This window comes from Saccharothrix luteola, assembly GCF_020859565.1.
In the GTDB taxonomy this organism is placed as follows: Bacteria; Actinomycetota; Actinomycetes; order Mycobacteriales; family Pseudonocardiaceae; genus Actinosynnema; species Actinosynnema luteola.
In genome coordinates, this window is the sequence record NZ_JAJHUO010000024.1 from 47,935 (window position 1) to 67,372 (window position 19,438).

Below are 19,438 nucleotides of genomic sequence, written 5' to 3' on the forward strand. Positions count from 1 at the left end.
CGTGGCTCGACCACCACGCCCCCTTGACCGGATCGGCGTTCGTGCCCCCTGAGGACAGCGCCGCGGTCGAGGCGCTGGCGGCTGCGAGCGGCCTCGAGCCGCCCGCCGACCTGCGCGCGTGGTGGGCGGTGTGCGGCGGCACCGCCGACTTGGCGTTCGCGGAGGTGCTGCCGCCGTTCTACACGCCGCTCGGCCCGTCCAACGCGTTGCGCTCGTGGCGGTTGAAGGAGCGGTTCTGGCCCGCGGACCTCGGCACCGAGGCGGGCACGCCGACGACCGGGTTCCACCCGATGTGGCTGCCGATCGCGTTCGACGGGTGCGGTGACGCGTTGGCGGTCGACCTGCGGCCGGGCGTGCTGTCGGGGTGCGTGGTCGAGTGGGACCGCGAGGCGGGCGAGATGCTCAAACCCGAGTGGACGAGCCTGGACGAGATGCTGGACCAGGTCGCCACGGCCCTGGAGCACCGCGGCCGGCTCGGTCACTGCGAGCCGTTGGTGACGACGGACGGCCGGCTGGGCTGGTTCACGAACTAGTGAACCGTTCGTCGTGAGCGTTGAACTCGGGGGTCCTGGACGTTCGACACGCGCGTGCTGAACGTAGGACACGCGTGGTGATCACACTGGTGGGTGAAAGCTCGGGGTGCCGGCGTGCCGAGGTCGGCGAGGTGACGTTGGCTGCGGGGAGGGTGTCGACCTCCACGGGAGCCGGACATGCAGAGCAGCCGCATCGGAGCCGCCTGTCTGGCGGTCGTCGTCGCCGTCCTCTCGACCGGGTGGGCGCCGGGCCCTCAGCCGAGGCTCGCGGCGGCGGTGAACCCCTTGCGGCCGGTCGCGCCGGACGACGTGTACGCCGACCCGAGCCACGGGTTCCTCGTGCTGGTCGAAGGCGACGCCGCGCTGTACGAGAACGAGACCGAGGGGCCGGTGGCGATCGGCGGCGACGTCCGGTTCCGGCAGTACAACGCGGGCCCCAACCACCCCGGCACGTACGTCCTCCCCGGTGACACGCGGCCGACCAGCCTCGTCATCGGTGGCGCGCCCGACTTCGCGCACAGCACGGGCACGCTCAGCGTGCTCAACGATTCCTACGCCAAGATCGGCGACCTGAGCGGCTCGGACGTGCACCCGTCCGGCGGCGTGACGTGGGTCGTGCCCGCCGGGGCCGCCCCCGCCACCCCGCCGGGTATCTCGATCCAGAGCCCGCAGTCCGCCGAGTCGGTCGGCGGCCCGCACGGGTTCGACTTCGCGTCGTTGTTCGCGACCTACCGGGGGCTCAACGCGGAGATGTCCGCGTGCCCGGCGACGGTGACGCTGACCGACCAGAACGGGCAGGGCCCGTGGAACGGCACCGACCCGGTCGCGACCATCGGCCTGGAGCCGGGGCAGAACGTGCTGAGCCTGACCGCCGGTCGGATGAGCGCGCTGGACAGCGTCAACCCGCGCAACGGCTACCCGCAGCCGGGCGCCGAGGCGTGGCTGATCGTCAACGTCGACGTGACCGGCGACTACACCTGGGACGTGCCGCAGGTGAGCTGGCAGGGCAACGAGCCGTCACGGCACGTGCTGTGGAACTTCACCACCTCGGGCACGATCACGCTGCCGCCGGACTCGCCCACGGTGTGGGGCACCGTCTACGCGCCGAACGCCACCCTGGTCGACGACAGCGCGGCCAACATCGAGGGCGCGGTGGTAGCGAAGTCCCTCGTGGAGGGCCGCGCGACGAGCGGCAGCGGCGGCGAGATCCACTATGCGCCCTTCGCCGACGTCCTCGTGGAGTGCGCAATCCCCACAACCACAACCACCACGACCACGACTCCGTTCACCACCGAACCGACCACGACCGCGGGCTCCACCATCGGGACCACGAGCCACCCGGCGGCCGTTCGCCCGGACGGTGGCGAACTGGCCGCGAGCGGCACCCCGGTCCGCGGCCTGCTGGTGCTCGGCGGCCTGCTCCTGCTCTCCGGCGCGACCGCGCTGGCCCTGACCAGGCTGCGCGACCGCCGCGGCTAGCACGCGGACCATCCGACCAGCCGGCTGCCCCGCCGAAGCCCGCCCACCACGACCGCGATCTCCGGTAGAATGAGTAGTCGCAGCTCAGAGCACTCGCTGGAGGTGGCATGGCGGACGTCCACGACGTAGCCGCGGCCGTGCTCGACGGCACCGGGCCCGAGTCGCCGATGAAGCTGCAGAAGCTCCTCTACTACGCCCAGGCGTGGTACCTGGCCGAGCACGGCGAACCCCTGTTCGACGCCCGGATCGAGGCGTGGCGGCGAGGTCCCGTGGTGCCCGACGTCTACTACCGCCACCAGGGCCAGTCCGAAATCTGCGCGTGGGAAGAGGGCGATCCGCACCGGCTCACCGACCGTGAACGCGCGGTCGTCGGCTCGGTGGTCGAGCGGTACGCGCACTTCAGCAGGCACGAGTTGAGCGACATGGCGCACGACGAGGAGCCGTGGCGCGCCGCGCGCGGCGAGCTGGCCGAGTCCGAGCCGAGCAGCGCGCCCCTCTCGCACGAGGTGATGGCCCGCTACTTCCGCCGGCTGACCAGCGGCGGCGAGGAAGCGATCGCCGAGGCCGTCGGCAGCGCCCGGCTGGAGGGCCTGGACGTGCCGGACGACGTGGTGGCCACGATGCGTGCCGTCGCGGCCGGCGAGTTGACCGCGGACGAGGCGATCGCCAGGGAGATCGAGGCGCTGCGCCGGTAGTGGACGAGGACCCCTACCTGGACCCCGTGTCCGGGGTGCTGCGAAACAACCTGGGCCTGACCGACCCGATCGAGTGCGATTTCGCCGAGACGCGCCTGAGCACGATGCGCGTCGAGCAGCTCGCGCTGGCGCCCCTGCCCGGCCTGTACGACCTCGCCCACCTGCGCGCCTTCCACCGCCGCATCTTCGGCGACTTCTACCCGTGGGCCGGTGAGATCCGGCGGGTCAACATCGGCAAGTCCGCGTTGTTCGCCGCCTGGCGGCAGATCGAGCCGTACGCGATCGGCGTGTTCGACGACCTGAAGAAGGAGCGCTACCTGCGCGGCCTGCCGCGGGAGGCGTTCCTGGACCGGTTCACGCACTACTTCGCCGAGGTCAACGCCGTGCACCCGTTCCGCGAGGGCAACGGGCGCGCGCAGCGGGCGTTCTTCCGCCAGTTGGCGCGGGAGGCGGGCTGGCGGGTCGCGGTGCACACGCTGGACCGGGTCGCGTTCACCGACGCGTGCGAGCAGAGTCTGACGAGTTCGAACGACTCGTTGCGCGACCTGTTCGACACCGTCCTGAGCGTCGCGTGATGTGACTCGGCTCACATCGGGCCGAGAACCTTTTCCGCGAGCGGGGCGTCTTGCCGGGTGTGAACGAGGAGCAGTTGGTGCGCGCGGTGGCCCGTGGCGACCGCGCGGCCTTCGAGGAGCTCTACCGCCGCACGTCGCCGTGGCTGGCCGTGCGCCTGCGCCGCCGGTGCGCCGACGAGCAGGTCGTGGCCGAGGTCATGCAGGAGACGTACCTGGCGGTGTGGCGGGCGGCAGGGTCGTTCGCGGGTGCGGCGGTCGACGGCACGGCGGTCGGCTGGCTGTGGACGATCGCGGCACGGCGGCTGGTCGACGCGTTCCGCCGGCGTGCGCACCAGGCCCGGCCGCTGCCGGTGGCCGAGACCGCCGCCGCGCCCGCCGCCGAGGACGAGGTGCTGGCGGGCGCGCTGGGCGACGACGTCGGCGGCGCGCTGCGCGACCTGGCGCCGGAGCTGCGGCAGGTGTTGCAGGCGATGGTGCTCGACGGGCTGACCGTGCGCGAGACCGCGGTGCTGCTCGGGGTGCCCGAGGGCACCGTGAAGACCCGCGCCCGGCGGGCCCGGATCGCGATGCGGGAGGCACTGTCATGAGCGAGCACCCGAGCGCCGACTCGATCGCCCGTTACGCGGGCGGCGACGAGCTGCCCGCCGACGTGCTGTGGGCGGTCGAGGCGCACCTGGAGACGTGCGAGACGTGCCGGCTGCGCCTGGCCGACGTGGCTCCGCCGCGGGTCACGGCGCTGACCGCGACCGTGTGGGCGGGGCTGGAGCCCGCCGGGACGCCCGCCCGCCGACGGCACCGGCTCGCCCGCTGGGCCACGCCGTCGTTGCTGCCGTGGCTGGCCATGACGGCGTTCGTGGTGCTGGCGGCGCTGTCGCTGGACGGGCTGCCCGGTCACACGGCGTCGTCCGGGGTCCTGCTGATCGCGCCGATCGTGCCCGTGCTCGGCGTGGCGGCGGCGTGGTCGCGGGGGATGGACCCGGCCTACGAACTGGTCGTGTCCACGCCCCGGGCCGGGCTGCAACTGGTGTTGCGCCGCACGTTCGCGGTGCTCGTGGCCGTGCTGCCGGCGTTGCTCCTCGGCGGTTGGCTGGCCGGCGCGTCGCCCGCGTACTGGCTGCTGCCGTGCCTCGGCGTCACCGCGGTGACGCTCGCGCTCGGCGGCGTGATCGGGGTGCGCCGGGCCGCCGTCGCCGCCGCGTTCGCGTGGTCGGTGCTGGTGGTCGGTCCGGCGGCGGTCGTCGGCGGTGTGCCCGGCGTGCTCGCGCCGGGTGCGGCGCCGGTGTGGGCGGCGGTGCTCGTCGGGGGCGCCGCCGCCGTGTTCTTCAGGTCCGCGGCCTACGCGCGGCTGTGATGGAGGGAGGGCTGATGGCACGTGTGGTGAGCGCGGCGGAAGTCGCGCCGACGGGGTACGCCTGGCAGGTCGAGGCGAGGGGGCTGCGCGTGCGCGCGGGCCGGACGATGGCGGTGGACGGGCTGGACCTGCGGCTCGGCCGCGGCGTGCACGGGCTGCTCGGGCCGAACGGCGCGGGCAAGACCACGCTGATCCGGTCGCTGGCGACCGTGCTGCGGCCCGTGTCGGGGACGTTGGAGGTGCTGGGCACGCCGGTGTCCGGGCGGCTGGACCTGCGCCGGGTGCGCCGCGCGCTCGGCTACCTGCCGCAGGACTTCGGCTACTACAAGCGGTTCACGGTGCGCGAGTTCGTCGAGTACATGGCGTGGCTCAAGGAGATGCCGAAGCGGGACGTGCCCGGCGCGGTGCAGCGGGCCGTCGAACGGGTCGGGCTGGCCGACCGCGCGGACGACCGGCTGAAGACGCTGTCCGGCGGCATGGTGCGGCGGGCGGGCATCGCGCAGGCGATCGTGAACGACCCCGAGGTGCTGCTGCTCGACGAGCCGACCGCCGGGCTGGACCCCGGCCAACGGGTCCGGTTCCGGGAGCTGTTGCAGGAGTTGGGTTCCGACTCGTGCGTGGTCGTGTCGACGCACCTGGTCGAGGACGTCGCGGCGGCGTGCACGGACGTGGTGCTGGTCGCCGCGGGCAAGCTCGTCTTCCAGGGCACGCCCGCCGAACTGGCGGCGGCCGGCGGGCCGGACGACGTCGGTGACAGCCCGATCGAGCGCGGCTACTCGGCGCTGCTGGGCGGTGCGTGGTGAGGATCCTCGGGATCGAGGTGAAGCGCACCACGGCGCTGGTGCTCGGCGTGCTGGTCGCGGTGGTCATGGTCGGCATGCTGTCCTGGTCGCCGTCGACCAAGAACAGCACGGCGTGGAGCCGGCAGTGGACGACGTTGGCCGAGTGGGTCCGGTTCATCATGGCGTTCTCCTGGCCGTTGGCGCTCGGCGCGGGCGCGTTGCAGGGCTTGCGCGACCGGCGGTCGGGGGTGGAGGAGCTGTTCGGCTCCACGCCGAGGCCGCGTGCCCAACGGGTCGGGTGGACGCTCGGCGCGTTGGCGGTCGGGCTCGTGGCGGGGTACGCGCTGGTGTTCGCGGTCGGCGCGGTGCAAGTGGTGTCGGCGACGGACTACTTCCACTGGGGCTGGCTGCCGGCCGCCCTGGTCGGCGCGTTGGCGCTGGTCGGCGTGGCGTGGCTGGGCATGGGGCTCGGCCGGCTCGTGCCTTCGCCGTTGACGCCGCCGGTGCTGGCGGTCGCCGGGTTGGCGGTGACGTCGCTGGGGGTCGGTCGGCCGGGGGACGGCCTGCCGTGGACCGCGTTGCTGCCGACGCTGCCGTTCCCGAGGTCGGTGTTCACGGCGGTGGGCGGTTCGGTGAGCGCGGTGCAGGCGGTGTGGTTCGCGGGGATCGCGGCGACCGGGTTCCTGCTGGTGGCGCTGCGCCGGCGGTGGTTGGGAGTGCTGCCGGTGCTGGTCGCGGCGGCCGTCGCGGTGCCGTTGCTGCCCGCGACGGCGGAGGAGGCCGTGACGGCCGATCCGGTGGCCGCGGAGCTGGTGTGCGCGGATCAGCTGTGCCTGACGCGGGCGCACGAGCACGAGCGGGCCGCGCTGACGGGGCCAGCGCGGGAGGTGCTGCGGTTGATGGCGAAGCTGCCGTCACCGCCCACGTCGGTGCGGGAGGTCGCGCTGGTGGAGCGCGGGGAGCAGGACATGCGCCTGCCGGAGACGATCGACGCCGTGTGGGTCGACCTGGACGAGTTCACCTACTTCCGCCGCACACCGCTCACGCCGGACCAGGTGGCGACGTACTGGTTGGCGGGGGCCGGTACGCGCACCTGCTACGGCGATCACATCCCGAGGACGGTGACGCGCGAGGTCGCGGCCCGCACGGTGATGACGGCGTGGCTGACCGGCCGCCTGGAACCGCTGCCCGTGTACCGGCTCTGGCTGGGCGAGGAGACCGACGGGCTGGTCGCCGACGCCTGGGAGCAGCTGCGCACCCTGCCCGAGCCCGAGCAGGCAGCCCGGGTCCAGGCGGCGCGCGAGGTGCAGGCGGCCTGCTCCGGCGACCCGCTGACCACCCTCACGGGCGGTGCCCTGTGACGCGGTGGCTCGTCCTGCACGCCAAGTCCCGGCTGGTGCCGGCGTCGGCGGCGGCCGTGGTGGTCGGGGTGGCCGGGCTCGCCGCGCTCGCCCCGCCGCACGGCAGCCCGCAGCTGGCCGCGTTCGGCGCGGCCATCGGGGTCGCCGCCGTCGCGACCGGCCTCGGGGCGCACGACCCGGCGCTCGACCGCACGGCCGCGTTCGGCTGGCCGCCCCGCCGGGCCGCGCACCTCCTGCTCGGCGGCACGTTCGTCGCCGCGCTGCTGCTAGCGGCCGGCCGCGTCGCCGACCCGATCGCCACCGACGCGTTCCTGCTCCGCGACGTGGTCGGCCTCGGCGGCCTGGTGGCACTGGGCGCGCTGCTGTTCGGCCCACGTGCCGCCTGGGCGCTGCCGGTCGGCTGGACCGGCGCCACGCTCGTCGTCCCGCCCGGCGACGAGCACTGGCTCAGCCGCCTGCTGACGTGGCCGGTGCAACCGACCGGCACCACCTCGGCCACCGTCACCGCGGTCGTGCTCGGCTGCACCGGCCTGCTCGCCTACAGCTGGTTCGGCTGCCGCCGCTAGACGCCCACCGGGTGCCAGACCGTCTTCATCTCCAGGAACGCCCGCAGCCGGGCCAGGTCCGGCTCGCGGGTGAAGTCCTCCGACGGACGCGCCCGCAGCACGCGCTTCACCGTCCCCGCCGCCGCGCGCTCCAGGTCCGCCCGCGTCGACTCCGGCGCACCGGTCAGGTCCAGGGCGTTCACGTCCGCGTGCGACGCCAGCCAGGGCGCGATCTCCGCCGTGCGCCCGGTCAGCACGTTCACCACACCGCCGGGCAGGTCGGACGTCGCCAGCACCTCCGCCAACGTCACCGCGGGCAACGGCCGGTCCTGCGACGTCACGACCACCGCCGCGTTGCCGGTCGCGATCACCGGCGCCACCACGCTGATCAACCCCAGCAGCGACGACTGCTGCGGCGCGAGCACCGCCACCACACCCGTCGGCTCCGGCACCGAGAACGAGAAGTACGGCCCGGCCACCGGGTTCGACGCGCCCAGCACCGTGGCGACCTTGTCGGTCCACCCCGCGTACCAGACCCACCGGTCGATGGCCGCGTCCACCAGCGACTGCGCCTTCTTCACCGCGACGCCCTCGCACGCGGCGACCTCGGCGGCGAACTGCTCCCGCCTGCCCTCCAGCACCTCGGCCACCCGGAACAGCACCTGCCCGCGGTTGTACGCCGTCGCGCCCGACCAGCCGGGGAACGCCTTGCGCGCCGCCGCGACCGCGTCCCGGGCGTCCTTGCGCGAACCCTGCGCCGCGTTGGCCAGGAACGCGCCCTTGGCGTCGACCACGGGGTAGGACCGGCCGGACTCCGACCGGGGGAACGCGCCGCCGATGTAGAGCTTGTAGGTCTTCGCGACGGCGATCCGGTTCTCGGCCTTGCCGAGGGAAATCCGGTTCTCAGACATCGAGGTACGCCTCCAGCCCGGTGCGACCGCCCTCGCGGCCGAAGCCCGACTCCTGGTAGCCGCCGAACGGGGCGGTGGGGTCGAAGCGGTTGAACGTGTTGGCCCACACCACGCCGGCGCGCATCTTCTGCGCCGCCCACAGGATGCGCGACCCCTTCTCGGTCCAGATGCCGGCCGACAGCCCGTACGGCGTGTTGTTCGCCTTGGCCACGGCCTCGTCCGGCGTGCGGAACGTCAGCACCGACAGCACCGGGCCGAAGATCTCCTCGCGCGCGATCCGCATTGCCTGCGACACGTTCGAGAACACCGTCGGCGCGAAGTAGAAACCCTTGTCCGGCAACGGGCACGCGGACGTCCACCGCTGCGCGCCCTCGGCGTCACCCGTCTCGACCAGCTCCTGGATCTTCGTCAGCTGCTCGCGCGAGTTGATCGCGCCGACGTCCGTGTTCTTGTCCAACGGGTCGCCGACGCGCAGCGTGGACACGCGGGCGTGCAGCTTCTCCAGCAGCTCGTCGGCCACGGACTCCTGCACCAGCAGCCGCGAACCCGCGCAGCACACGTGACCCTGGTTGAAGAAGATGCCGTTGACGATGCCCTCGACGGCCTGGTCCAGCGGCGCGTCGTCGAACACGATGTTCGCCGCCTTGCCGCCCAGCTCCAGGCTGAGCCTGCGGCCGGTGCCGGCCAGCTGCCGCTGGATGATCTTGCCGACCTCGGTCGACCCGGTGAACGCGACCTTGTCCACGTCCGGGTGCGACACGAGCGCCGCGCCGACGTCACCGGCGCCGGCGAGGATGTTCACCACACCGGGCGGCAGGTCGGCCTGCTGGATGATCTCCGCCAGCACGAGCGCGCTCAGCGGCGTCGTCTCGGCGGGCTTGATCACCACCGTGTTGCCGGTCGCCAGCGCGGGCGCGATCTTCCACGCCGCCATCAGCAACGGGAAGTTCCACGGGATGACCTGGCCGGCCACGCCGAGCGGACGCGGGTCGGGGCCGAGGCCCGCGTAGCCGAGCTTGTCCGCCCAGCCCGCGTGGTAGAAGAAGTGCGCGGCGGCCGTCGGCACGTCCACGTCACGCGATTCCTTGATGGGCTTGCCGTTGTCCAACGACTCCAGCACCGCCAGCTCCCGCGACCGCTCCTGGATCAGGCGGGCGATGCGGAAGATGTACTTGGCGCGCTCGGAGCCGGGCATCTTGCCCCAGACCCGGTCGTAGGCGCGGCGCGCGGCCTTCACGGCCTTGTCGACGTCGGCGGGCGCGGCCGTGGAGACCTCGGCCAGCACCTCCTCCGTGCCGGGGTTGACGGTCTTCAGCGGCTCACCGGAGCCCTCGACGAACTGGCCGTCGACGAACATCCGGTAGGTCGGCTTGAGGTTCGCGATGTCCCGTGATTCGGGCGCGGGCGCGTATTCCCACATGTCAGTCCACCGTCACGTAATCGGGGCCGCTGTAGTGGCCGGCCAACTGGGTGCGCCGCTGCATCAGCAGGTCGTTGAGCAGCGTGGAGGCACCGAAGCGGAACAGGGTCGGGGTCAGCCACTCCGGTCCCGCGACCTCGTGCACCGCGACCAGGTACTTGATCGCGTCCTTGGTCGTGCGGATGCCGCCGGCGGGCTTCACGCCCCTGAGCTCGCCCGTCCGGGCGTGCCAGTCGCGGACGGCCTGCAGCATCACGTGCGTGACCGGCAGCGTCGCGGCGGGGGACACCTTGCCGGTGGACGTCTTGATGAAGTCGCCGCCCGCGAGCAGGCCGAGCCACGACGCGCGGCGCACGTTGTCGTAGGTCCCGAGCTCGCCGGTCTCCAGGATCACCTTGAGGTGCGCGTCCCCGCAGGCGTGCTTGACCTGCACGATCTCGTCGAACACCTGCCCGTACCGGCCGGACAGGAACGCGCCCCGGTCGATCACCATGTCGATCTCGGTGGCGCCCGCGTCGACGGCGTAGGCGGTGTCCTCCAGCTTGACCTTCAGGCTCGACCGGCCGGACGGGAACGCGGTCGCGACGCTGGCGACGTCGATCCCCGTGCCCCGGAGCTCCTCGACGGCCGTCCCCACCATGTCCGGGTACACGCAGACGGCGGCGACCTTCGGCACGTCCGGGCTGTCCGGGTCGGGCCGCCGGGCCTTCGCCGCGAGCGACCGGACCTTGCCGTGGGTGTCCGCGCCTTCCAGCGTGGTCAGGTCGACCATGCTGATGGCGGTGTCGATGGCCCACATCTTGGCGGCCTTCTTGATGCTGCGGGTGCCCAGACCGGCCGCGCGCTGTTCGACGCCGACCTGGTCCACACCGGGCAGTCCGTGCAGGAACCGGCGCAGCGACGCGTCGTCGCGGACGGCGTCCGCGAGCGCCGGGGGCAGCGACGGCGATGTCGATGGAGCAGCCATGTCCCCGAGTCTAGGCGGACTGGGACGGCCGTCCTAAACGAGCGACTCGGCGTCGATTCGGGAGGCGCGGACCGACTCGTCCGGTGGGTGGTGGAGTCGAATACCTCGAATGGATCGGAATGCCCATTCCATCGGGCGGGTAATTCCGCCGGGTCGATGCGACGGAGGGGAGTGAGAATGGCCGGGGTGAATCGTCGGCAGTGAGGTTCCGCGGTGAAGGGCTCGGCTCACGAGCGCGTTCCTCCGGTGGGCCCCGGTGCCCGCGACTAGCCCTCCAGTTCGCCGTGGTTGCGACCCTTGAGTTTCTTCTTCTTCGGGTTCTTCGGGCGTCGCACCTCGACCGCGCCCATCATCGCGAACCCGGTGATCTTCACGACCGGTCCGCCGGGGATCGTCGGCGCGCCCTTGTGCGTGGAGTCCTCGAACGCGCCCATGAAGCCGATGCCGGTCACGTGGACGGTGACGTCCTCCGGCACGATGATCTCCACCGCGCCCATGAGCGCGTAGGCGTTGATCGTCGTCTCGCCCTGCGCGAAGCGGGCCCGGGTCAGGTCCAGCTCGACACCGCCCATGACCGCCACCGCGGTGTGCGTCGGCGGCACGACCCACTCGCCGCGACGTTCCACGCCGGACCAGAAGGCGACCGAGACCGCGGTGCCGGGCGTGCCGCCGATTCGGGACGCCGGGGCGTTGTGCTGCACCGGCACGGGCATCACGGACGGCGCGGGCACGCCGAGGTCGGCGGTCAGCGGCACCAGGTCGCCGTAGGTCTTGGCCGAGTACACGGCCGCCAGGCGTTCGTCCAGCTCGTGCAGGTCCAGCCGACCCTCGCCGTGCGCCTGCTGGAGCACTCGGGCGACCGTCTCGCGGTCGGCGTCCGAGGCACGCATCTGACGGGGATCCGGCACCAACTCGTCGCTCACACGGGTGAGTCTAGGAGGGCGGTCGTCGGTTTGGTCAGTTTCCCGTCGCGACGAGGACCAGCTCGCCGGAATCCGCGTCCAGGTAGGCCGACACGTGCCACCGCTCGTGGTCGAACGCCGCGTCCAGCGCGTCCCCGGTCAGGAACGGCCCGTCCGGCAACTCCGCGCGCATGCCCTCGACCACGTCGGGCGTCCCGCCCTCGGCCGTCGGCGCGTGGGCGGTCATCAGCTGCTCCGCCGCGGCCGGGTCGAGCGCGACCACCGCGTCGATCCAGTAGGTGGACGGCCCGGGCACGTCGGCGCGCCCGAACGTGCCGGACATCCACCGCGCCCCGGTCGGCGCGCCCAGCACGGGGAAGCGGGAGAGCAGCGGGTCGAGGTCGGTCCGCAACTGGCCGGTCCCGGCCTTCACCGCGGGCTCGGCCCGCGCCTGGCACCCGACCAGCGCCACCGCCGCGACGAGCGCCACGAGCCACTTCACCTCGCGAACGCCGACCAGTCGACCTTGCCGAAGAACAGGACCGGGCCGTCGGGGTTCTTGGAGTCGCGGACGGCGGTGCGGTCGGCGACGCGGGCGACCTCGACGCAGTTGGCCTGGCCACTGCTGCGGTTGCTCTTGCGCCAGTGCGCGTTGGTGAGGTCCATCGGGTGCGCTCCTCGCATCACGTCAACTTGTCGGCGAGCTCGGCCATCAGCCCGACCGACTCCTCGGGGGACAACGTCAAGTCACGCAGCTTCTGCCAGGCAAGCGTAGCGTCGTTCAGGTAGCGCTCCTCCTCGAGAAAAGTGCTGGTGCTCCGGCTCTCCACGTAGACGAGCCCGGGCTGGTCGGCGAACTCCAGGCGAACGAACGGGCCTTCCAAGCCGGGGTGCGCCGCCGCCTCGAACGGCACTACCTGGATCAAGATGTTCGCCCGCCCGGTCAGCGCGGTGAGGTGGCTCAGCTGGGCCCGCATCATGGTGGGATCGCCGAAGTGGCGGCGGAGTGCGCCTTCGTCGATCAGCAGGTGCACCTGTGCGCGCCCCAGCACGACCTGCCTGCCCATGCGCGTGGCCACCAGGGTGTTGACCTCGGCTTCCGACAACCCGTCGTGAGTGCCTCGGATGATGGCGCGGGCGTAGTCGGGGGTCTGGGCGAGACCTGGCACGAGGAGCGGTTCGTAGTTGTAGAGGGCCGTCGCCTCCGCTTCGAAACCGATGAGGTCCTTCCAGTTGCTGGGGAGCTTGCCGTGGATGGCGTGCCAGTTCCGGTGCTCTCCGGCGCGGACCAGGTCGACCAGTTCTTGCCGCAAGGCGGCCGGCGCGCGCAGGTAGCCGAGGATCGCGGCCACCTCGTCGGCGCGGAGCCCCCGCGTCCCCGTCTCCATCCGGCTGATCTTGCTCTCCGAGCAGCCGATCGCGCTTGCCACGTCGGCGCAGCTCAGACCCCTGGCCAAGCGCATCGCGCGCAGTTCCGTCGATACCCGCCGTTGTCGGACGGATGCCCCCTTGCGTGTCATGGCGCGACTGTTCCGCCTTGCCACGTGGGCACGGAAGTCGTGTCACCCGAAGGGGAGCGTTGCGGGACCGCGCGGCAAGGCGCGACCGTTCCGGTGTGGAGAAGACCTGGGAGATCACGGGCGTGACCGGCACCTGGAAGATGACCGTGGTCCTCGACCCCGAGGACACCGACCTACCGCCGCCGCCCGAGAGGGCCGAGCCGGATTTCGACGGGCTGGTCGAGCACTTCCGCACGCTGGTCGACCTGAGCGACGCGCACTGGCGACTGGATCAGCTGGGCTGACGGACCGGCAACCCGGCGGCGCGGTAGATGTCGTCCACGACCCGCATCGTGGCCACCGCGTCGTCCGCCGTCGTCGGGAACGGCTTGCCGTGCAGCACGGCGTCCGCGAACGCCTCCAACTGGTACTCGTACGACGGCCGACGGTCGAACCGCTCGACCCGGCGGTGCCCGTTCACCCTCACGACGAGCCGGTGGCCGAACTGCGGCGCGAACGGGTTGAACACGCGCAGCTCGCCGTTGGCCCCCAAGACCTTCGCCGACAGCCTCAGCAGCGATCGCGACCACATCGACGTGACCACCGTCCCGGTGTGCCCGGCGGGGAACTTCAACTCCGCCCGCATCGCCCGGTCGACGCCGTCGCCCTTCAGCAGCGCCCGCGCCGACTTCACCTCCGGCTCGGCTCCGCCCAGGTAGCGCACGGCGTTCACCGGGTAGCACCCGGCGTCCATCAACGCCCCACCGGCCAACTCCAGCGAGTACCGGATGTCGCCGAACCTCGGCAGCGGGAAGCACATGCGCGCCTCCACGTGCCGCAGTTCGCCCAGCTCCGCGACCACTTCCGCCAACCGCGGCGCCAAGGGGTGATACCGGTAGTGGAACGCCTCCATCACCACCAGCCCGCTGCTCTTCGCCGCCGCCGCGACCTCGGCCGCCTCGTCCGCGTTGGCCGCGAAGGGCTTCTCGCACAACACGTGCTTGCCGGCCGCCAACGCCGCCGTCGTCCACTTCCCGTGCAACCCGTTGGGCAGCGGGACGTAGACGGCGTCCACGTTCGGGTCGTCCAACAACTCCTCGTAGCTCCCGTGCACGCGAGGGATCCCGTGCCGGTCGGCGAAGTGCTGCGCCCGCCCGACGTCGCGCGCCGCCACCGCCGCCACCTCGACCGACGCCACCGACCGCCCCGGTCTCACCAACGCCGCCGGCACGATCCGCGCCGCCCCCAAAACCCCGATCCGCACGTGGTCGGCCATGTCAGGACGTTACCCCCGGGAGCACGTCGTCAACCCCGAGCCGCCTGATGTCCGGGTAGTACGGATCCAACTCCCCGACCTCGAACCGCACCTGCTTCACCGCCCACCACAACCGGTCACCGACGTCGCCGGAGACCTTGTACGACCCGTCGGGCAGCACCACCGCCGTCCCGCCGACGCCGTGCACCAGCACCGCCAGCTCCGCACCGGTCCCGGCGTCCCAGATCCGCGCCGTGCCGTCGTCGGCCGTAGTCGCGATCCGCGAACCGTCCGGCGAGAACGCCACGCTGCGCACGTCACCGGTGTGGCCGGTCAACGTCACCAGGTGCTCACCGGTCTCGCTCCAGATCCGCGCCGTCCCGTCCGAGGACGCCGTGGCGATCCGCCGGCTGTCGCGGGAGAACACCACGTCCAGGACCATGCCGTCGTGCCCTTCCAGCCTCGCCGTCTCGCGCCCGTCGAGGCGCCAGACGCGCGCGGTGCCGTCGGCGGACGCGGTGGCGACGCGGTGGCCGTCGGGCGAGAACGCCACGCCCCACACGTCGCCGGTGTGACGCGCCAACTCCACCCTGCCGGTCATCCTGATGTCCCAGACGTACGTGAGGCCGTCGCGGTGCGCGGTCGCGAAACGGCCGCCGGCCGGGTGCATCGCCACGGCGTTGATCGCCGCGCCGTCGTGCTCGAACCGGGTGAGGGGAACCTGCTCGGGCAGATTCCAGCACGTCACCACGTCGGCAGAGGAGGCGACCAACCGGTGGCCGCCGGTGGACAGGGCAAGCGAGTGGACCACCCCGTCGACGGGGATCAGCTCCTCGCCGGATCCGATGACCTTGATGCCGGACGGGACGGCGAACGCCATCGTCGTGCCCGCCGACGAGAACGCCGCGAGTCGCCTGAACCCCATCTCGCCGTCGAACTCGCTCCGAACCGCGCCCGTCCGCAGGTCCCACACGCGGACCATCCCGTCCACGGACGTAGTGATCAGCGACCGGCCGTCGGGCGAGTACGACGCGGAGCCGACCAGGTGCGGGTCGTCGTTCAACCACTGCGACCGCCTGTCGTCCGGGGTGCGGATGACGGCCAGCCCGTCGTCGGCGGTCACCGCGAAACGCATGCCATCACCGGTCGGCCTGATGTGGGTTACTCGACTCGTACGCGACGAGCTGGCCACGAGGGCTCCGTTGGTGGTGACGATGGAGTACTGGTCGCCCTGAGTGAGAGCGAGCCGACGCTCGTCCAGGAAGACCATCCCGTCGACGCGGCTCAGGTAACTGGGAATGACGGCCAGCTCGTCGCCGGAACGCGCGTCCACGACGGTCAGGTTGGTCGTCGCGCCGTGGGCGACCGTCGCGCCGCTGCGCGAGACGGCCAACCTGGCGCCGGCCACCGGTGCGAACGCCGCGACCAACTTCAGGTTGTCCGTGCGTCGAACCTCCACCTCGCGGCCCGCTCTCGTGACGATCACGCGCCCGTCGGCCGAGGCGACGAGGTCGTGGTGGAACCCCGGCAGCTCGCGCACGACCTCCCCGGACCTCGCGTCCCACAACCGGATCGCACCCTGCGGGCCCTTGGTGACGAAACGATTGCCCCCCGCCACGAAGTAGCCGTGCCCGACCTGGGCCTGCGGCAGTCGGGTGACCAGCTCACCGGTCTCCGCATCCCACATGTACGCCCCGCCGTCCGCTTCCAGCGTGGCGATCAGGCGGCCGTTCTGGGCGTAGGCGACGTCGACGATCGGGTGCGCGCGTCGGCGCCAGACCCGCACCGGCTGGTTGGCGCCCAGGTGTCGCAGCTCCACCACGTGCCGGTGCGCCACCGCGGCCAGGTCGCCGTCCGGTGAGAACGCGACCGCCGCCACGTCCGCACCGAGCGGCGCGAGGGTCGGCGTCGCCGGGTCACGCCCGCTCACCGCCGCCTCCTCCGGCGTCGGTCCGGCGACGCCCAGCAGGGCGGCCCGGCGCCACCGGCTGCCCGTCAGCACGGCACCGGTCAGGTCGCCGCCGACCAGCCGTACGCCGGTCAGGTTCGCGCCGGACAGGTTCGTCCCGGCGAAGTCCTTGCCGTGCAACCGCTGTCCCGACAGATCGGCCTCGCTCAGGTCGGCGCCACGCAGGTCCAGGTGGCCGAAGTCGAACCCTCGCAGGTCCGTGCCGGCCAACGACAGGTGGACCCGCGCCTCCAGCCGCCTCGCCACCTCGGTCGCGTTGTGCTTGGCCGCATCCGGCGCGTCGACATCGGCCAACACCCCGCGCGCCCAGCTCAACGCGGCCTCGTGACCGGCCAGGTCGCACAGGAAGTCGACCATGAGCCGGGACATCTTCCGGTTGACGATCTCCGTGCCGGGCAGCTCGTCCGCCGCCACCTTCGCCACCAGCCACTCCATCACCGACTGGTGGACGAACGCGAACCCGCCCGCCTCGGTCCGCACCAGCAGCGACCCCGACCCGACGGCGTGCGCGGCCTGGTCGATCGAGTACCCGCGCTCGGTCAACCGGGTCAACGTCCGCACCACGGTGTCCTCCAGGTCGGCCTTGTCGATGGTCGTCGCCGTGGTCTGCCACAGCCGCAACGCCAACGCCGTGCACGCCGACAGCCGCTCTGCCCCGTCGAATGACGGCGTCCCGTGCCGGTGCCGTTGCCGGTCCACCTCCTGCACCAGCCAGAAGTCCACCAGCTCCCGGTACAGCTCCGCCGCGCTGATCCGGCCGTGCTGCCGGCGCACCTCGTGCAACCGCTCGTCGTCCAGGTCGGCGATGAACGACAGCATCCTCGGGTTCCGGGACAGGCCCAGCAGGTCGTTGATCGCGCCCAGCAGCTCGAACCGCGCCGCCGCACGGGCCGCGTCACCGCCGTAGTGCCTGGTCAGGAAGTCGCGGATCTGGTCGTCGGTGAAGTCCTCCAGCACCGCGACCCGGCTGGCGGTCAACGCCGACACCCGCCGGCCGAGCGCGTTCAGCACCTGGTCCGTCGACTGGAAGTGCTGGCTGCGGCTCGTCAGCACGACCTTCGCCCGATCGGTCACGGCCTGCAGCAGCGTGGACAGGTAGTCGGCCGCGTTGTCGTAGCCGACGCGCAGCTCGAGCTCGTCGAACCCGTCGAACAGCAGCGCCAGCCGACCGCTGCGGATCATGTACCGCAGCTTGGCCACCTCGACCGCGTCCACGCCCTCGCCCACGAGGTGCTGCGCCAAGAGCTCGTCCAGCGACGGCCCCTTCTCCAGGCTGCGCAGCTCCACCAGCACGGGCAGCAGGCCCGGGTGCTCGGCGGGCAGGGCCCGGGTCAACTGCCGCAGCAGGAACGACTTGCCGCGCCCGAAGTCGCCGAGCACCACCACGAACCGGGCGACGTCCTCGCCGAGCCAGGCGAGCACCCGTCGCAGCAGGTCGTCGCCCTTTTCCTGGGATCCCGCCAAGCCGAACCGCTGCGGCACGTACAGGTCGGCCGGGTAGACCCCGTCACCGGCCAGCCGCCGGGTCTGCCGCTCCGCCAACGACCGCAGGTCCAGCAGTCCCTGGTACTCCACGAAGCTGCGCAGCCGCACACCGCGCCGTCGTGCCGCGGCCACCAGCTCGGGCGCGGCGGGTGGTCCGCTGTAGACCAGCTCGGACGGCACGGCGGGGTCCGCCGCGGCGAAGGAGGCGTGCACGTGGTCGGCGAACGCGTCCACCGCCGCGATGTCCGCCTTCGTGGCCACGCCGACCGGCCACTGCTCGAAACCGCCGCCCGCCCGGGGCTTCGACACCCGGATGTAGTGCGCTTCGGCGCGCGGTGTGACGGTCGCCGTCGGGTGTGCCACGCGGGTGGCTTCCAGCACGCGGTCGAAGAAGGTGTCCACGCTCCTGGCCGACCGGACAGGCGACGCGGTCCACTGGGCGACGCCGTGGGCGGGCACCGCGACGAGCGACCAGGTGGCGGGCTCGTCGCGGAGGCTCGTGAGCGGGAGGTCGACGTCCACCGGGACCTGCACCCCGAGCGGTCCCTGGACCGCGCTCAGCCGCTTGACGGCCCCGTGCCGGAGATCCCGCAGGAGCTCGCCGAACCGCTCGACCTGCCGCTGGCCCAGGCCGAGGCCGTCGCCTCGGTGGGTGATGTCGACGGTCGAGTTGAGGCCCGCGACCACGAGGTCCAGCTCGGGGTAGTCGAACAGGGTCCACGGCTCGTCCGGCGTGAAGCTGAACCGCGCGCCGTGGAACTCCTCGAACGCCGCGGCGAACGGTCCCCACTTCGGCCAGTACGGCGGCTTCGGGATCCGGCCCCACGCCTCCTCCTGCCGGAAGTACGCCTCGCACGCCAACCGGTTCACGTCCCGCGACCCGGGCACGACGACCACCCGTTCGCGTGGCAGCTTCACCGCGTCGGCGAGTTCGGCCAGGAACCGGAAACCGCGCTCGAACTCGTCCGGCCTGCCGTGCTCGGTCAGGTCGCCGGTGAACACCACCAGGTCGGGGCGTGCCTCGGCGAAGTCGGTCGGAGACCAGGTGGCCTGCCCGGAGCCGAAGCGCGTGCCGGCCAGGTGCAGCACGGTCAGCTCATCCGGCCCGCCGGGCAGTTCCTCGCGCAGGCGGTCGGCGGCGATGGCGTAGCTGTCCTGGGAGGCGGCCGTCGCGACGATGCCGACCACCCGGCCCGTGCGGTGGTCCCACACGGGGCTGCCGCTGTACCCGCGTTGGACGGCCAGGGCGGACTCGCTGTCCAGCTGCACGAGCCGTCCGCCGACCCGGCCGCGGACCACGGCACGCGTCCACGCGCCGTCCGGCCGGTTCGCCGGGTAGCCGAACACGTCGACCGTGCTACCGGCGAGCAGGGGCGTGGTGGCCAGCCGCGCGGGCGTGACGCCGCCGGGCAGGTCGAGGTCGAGCGTGGCGATGTCGTCGCCCGGGCTGCCTTCCCGCGGCGGCGGTGGTGTCCAGGTGCGCACGCGTGCCGTGGCCGTTTCGCCGTTCAGCGCGGGGAAGTCGACCTCGACGGTCTCCGCCGGTCGGGCCGCCGAGCGCGGGTCCAGGCCCAGCGCGAGGTTGACGACGTGGGCGCACGTGACGACGTGACGGCCCAGCACGACCCCCGCCCCGACGGTCCGGCCCGCCGCGTCGGTGAAGCGGACGACGGAGCTGGGTAACGAGCCGTCGGGCATCGGTTAGAGGT

General features: G+C 72.5%; 19 protein-coding genes. 10 read left to right on the plus strand and 9 right to left on the minus strand.

Annotation, left to right across the window (positions count from 1 at the left end):
- Positions 1 to 23 precede the first annotated feature (23 nt).
- The 9 genes from LNK82_RS30750 (at position 24) to LNK82_RS30790 (ending at position 7,342) form a co-directional block, all read left to right on the plus strand.
- A complete protein-coding gene (locus tag LNK82_RS30750) occupies positions 24 to 533 on the plus strand; it encodes an SMI1/KNR4 family protein (RefSeq protein WP_230570386.1) in 510 nt (169 codons plus the stop codon).
- Between the two features lie 177 nt (positions 534 to 710).
- A complete protein-coding gene (locus LNK82_RS30755; RefSeq protein ID WP_230570387.1) occupies positions 711 to 2,012 on the plus strand; it encodes a choice-of-anchor A family protein in 1,302 nt (433 codons plus the stop codon).
- Positions 2,013 to 2,119: 107 nt separating this feature from the next.
- Complete coding sequence (locus LNK82_RS30760) at positions 2,120 to 2,707, plus strand: type II toxin-antitoxin system antitoxin SocA domain-containing protein (protein ID WP_230570388.1); 588 nt, start codon at positions 2,120 to 2,122, stop codon at positions 2,705 to 2,707.
- The gene (locus LNK82_RS30765) at positions 2,707 to 3,282 is read left to right on the plus strand and encodes a Fic/DOC family protein (protein WP_230570389.1); all 576 of its coding nucleotides are present in this window, start codon (positions 2,707 to 2,709) and stop codon (positions 3,280 to 3,282) included. The genes LNK82_RS30760 and LNK82_RS30765 overlap by 1 nt, the downstream gene beginning before the upstream one ends.
- Positions 3,283 to 3,341: 59 nt before the next feature.
- Positions 3,342 to 3,869 (plus strand): RNA polymerase sigma factor, encoded by a 528-nt coding sequence (locus LNK82_RS30770; protein ID WP_230570390.1) that lies wholly within the window; start codon positions 3,342 to 3,344, stop codon positions 3,867 to 3,869.
- On the plus strand, positions 3,866 to 4,633 hold the full coding sequence (locus LNK82_RS30775; RefSeq protein ID WP_230570391.1) for a cupin domain-containing protein: 768 nt from the start codon (positions 3,866 to 3,868) through the stop codon (positions 4,631 to 4,633). The genes LNK82_RS30770 and LNK82_RS30775 overlap by 4 nt, the downstream gene beginning before the upstream one ends.
- A gap of 14 nt (positions 4,634 to 4,647) precedes the next feature.
- Positions 4,648 to 5,436 carry an ABC transporter ATP-binding protein gene (locus LNK82_RS30780; protein WP_230570392.1) on the plus strand — a complete coding sequence of 263 codons (789 nt, stop codon included), beginning with the start codon at positions 4,648 to 4,650 and terminating at the stop codon, positions 5,434 to 5,436.
- On the plus strand, positions 5,433 to 6,776 hold the full coding sequence (locus tag LNK82_RS47110) for an ABC-2 transporter permease (RefSeq protein ID WP_268997325.1): 1,344 nt from the start codon (positions 5,433 to 5,435) through the stop codon (positions 6,774 to 6,776). The genes LNK82_RS30780 and LNK82_RS47110 overlap by 4 nt, the downstream gene beginning before the upstream one ends.
- A complete protein-coding gene (locus LNK82_RS30790) occupies positions 6,773 to 7,342 on the plus strand; it encodes a hypothetical protein (protein WP_230570393.1) in 570 nt (189 codons plus the stop codon). Before LNK82_RS47110 ends, LNK82_RS30790 begins: the two co-directional genes overlap by 4 nt.
- On the opposite strand, the gene LNK82_RS30795 is transcribed toward LNK82_RS30790, so the two are convergent.
- From LNK82_RS30795 to LNK82_RS30825, 7 genes are all read right to left on the minus strand, one after another.
- Positions 7,339 to 8,232, minus strand: a complete 894-nt coding sequence (locus LNK82_RS30795) for an aldehyde dehydrogenase family protein (protein ID WP_230570394.1) — start codon at positions 8,230 to 8,232, stop codon at positions 7,339 to 7,341. The genes LNK82_RS30790 and LNK82_RS30795 overlap by 4 nt on opposite strands.
- Entirely contained in the window at positions 8,225 to 9,652 is a 1,428-nt protein-coding gene (locus LNK82_RS30800; protein ID WP_230570395.1) for an aldehyde dehydrogenase family protein, read from the minus strand. Before LNK82_RS30800 ends, LNK82_RS30795 begins: the two co-directional genes overlap by 8 nt.
- Before the next feature lies 1 nt (position 9,653).
- Complete coding sequence (deoC, locus tag LNK82_RS30805; protein ID WP_230570396.1) at positions 9,654 to 10,619, minus strand: deoxyribose-phosphate aldolase; 966 nt, start codon at positions 10,617 to 10,619, stop codon at positions 9,654 to 9,656.
- Positions 10,620 to 10,885: 266 nt separating this feature from the next.
- A complete protein-coding gene (locus LNK82_RS30810) occupies positions 10,886 to 11,542 on the minus strand; it encodes a DUF1707 SHOCT-like domain-containing protein (RefSeq protein WP_230570397.1) in 657 nt (218 codons plus the stop codon).
- A 34-nt stretch (positions 11,543 to 11,576) separates the two neighbouring features.
- On the minus strand, positions 11,577 to 12,023 hold the full coding sequence (locus LNK82_RS30815; RefSeq protein WP_230570398.1) for a hypothetical protein: 447 nt from the start codon (positions 12,021 to 12,023) through the stop codon (positions 11,577 to 11,579).
- A complete protein-coding gene (locus LNK82_RS30820) occupies positions 12,020 to 12,187 on the minus strand; it encodes a DUF397 domain-containing protein (protein WP_230570399.1) in 168 nt (55 codons plus the stop codon). The genes LNK82_RS30815 and LNK82_RS30820 overlap by 4 nt, the downstream gene beginning before the upstream one ends.
- A 17-nt stretch (positions 12,188 to 12,204) precedes the next feature.
- Positions 12,205 to 13,041 (minus strand): helix-turn-helix domain-containing protein, encoded by an 837-nt coding sequence (locus LNK82_RS30825; RefSeq protein ID WP_230570400.1) that lies wholly within the window; start codon positions 13,039 to 13,041, stop codon positions 12,205 to 12,207.
- Positions 13,042 to 13,136: 95 nt separating this feature from the next.
- Here LNK82_RS30825 and LNK82_RS30830 point away from each other — a divergent pair, with 95 nt between their 5' ends.
- Complete coding sequence (locus LNK82_RS30830) at positions 13,137 to 13,325, plus strand: hypothetical protein (RefSeq protein ID WP_230570401.1); 189 nt, start codon at positions 13,137 to 13,139, stop codon at positions 13,323 to 13,325.
- Here the strand turns inward: LNK82_RS30830 and LNK82_RS30835 are convergent.
- Together LNK82_RS30835 and LNK82_RS30840 are read right to left on the minus strand one after the other, a co-directional pair.
- The gene (locus tag LNK82_RS30835; protein WP_230570402.1) at positions 13,313 to 14,296 is read right to left on the minus strand and encodes a Gfo/Idh/MocA family protein; all 984 of its coding nucleotides are present in this window, start codon (positions 14,294 to 14,296) and stop codon (positions 13,313 to 13,315) included. The two genes, LNK82_RS30830 and LNK82_RS30835, sit on opposite strands and share 13 nt — an antisense overlap.
- Before the next feature lies 1 nt (position 14,297).
- A complete protein-coding gene (locus tag LNK82_RS30840; RefSeq protein ID WP_230570403.1) occupies positions 14,298 to 19,427 on the minus strand; it encodes a trypsin-like peptidase domain-containing protein in 5,130 nt (1,709 codons plus the stop codon).
- Positions 19,428 to 19,438: the final 11 nt, after the last annotated feature.

Excerpts from the sequence above, each read along its gene's own strand:
- deoC (WP_230570396.1), bottom strand. The coding sequence starts at position 10,619 with ATGGCTGCTCCATCGACATCGCCGTCGCTGCCCCCGGCGCTCGCGGAC.
- LNK82_RS30775 (WP_230570391.1), top strand. The coding sequence starts at position 3,866 with ATGAGCGAGCACCCGAGCGCCGACTCGATCGCCCGTTACGCGGGCGGC.
- LNK82_RS30760 (WP_230570388.1), top strand. The coding sequence starts at position 2,120 with ATGGCGGACGTCCACGACGTAGCCGCGGCCGTGCTCGACGGCACCGGG.
- LNK82_RS30840 (WP_230570403.1), bottom strand. The coding sequence starts at position 19,427 with ATGCCCGACGGCTCGTTACCCAGCTCCGTCGTCCGCTTCACCGACGCG.
- LNK82_RS30755 (WP_230570387.1), top strand. The coding sequence starts at position 711 with ATGCAGAGCAGCCGCATCGGAGCCGCCTGTCTGGCGGTCGTCGTCGCC.
- LNK82_RS30825 (WP_230570400.1), bottom strand. The coding sequence starts at position 13,041 with ATGACACGCAAGGGGGCATCCGTCCGACAACGGCGGGTATCGACGGAA.
- LNK82_RS30780 (WP_230570392.1), top strand. The coding sequence starts at position 4,648 with ATGGCACGTGTGGTGAGCGCGGCGGAAGTCGCGCCGACGGGGTACGCC.
- LNK82_RS30795 (WP_230570394.1), bottom strand. The coding sequence starts at position 8,232 with ATGTCTGAGAACCGGATTTCCCTCGGCAAGGCCGAGAACCGGATCGCC.
- LNK82_RS30800 (WP_230570395.1), bottom strand. The coding sequence starts at position 9,652 with ATGTGGGAATACGCGCCCGCGCCCGAATCACGGGACATCGCGAACCTC.
- LNK82_RS30835 (WP_230570402.1), bottom strand. The coding sequence starts at position 14,296 with ATGGCCGACCACGTGCGGATCGGGGTTTTGGGGGCGGCGCGGATCGTG.
- LNK82_RS30820 (WP_230570399.1), bottom strand. The coding sequence starts at position 12,187 with ATGGACCTCACCAACGCGCACTGGCGCAAGAGCAACCGCAGCAGTGGC.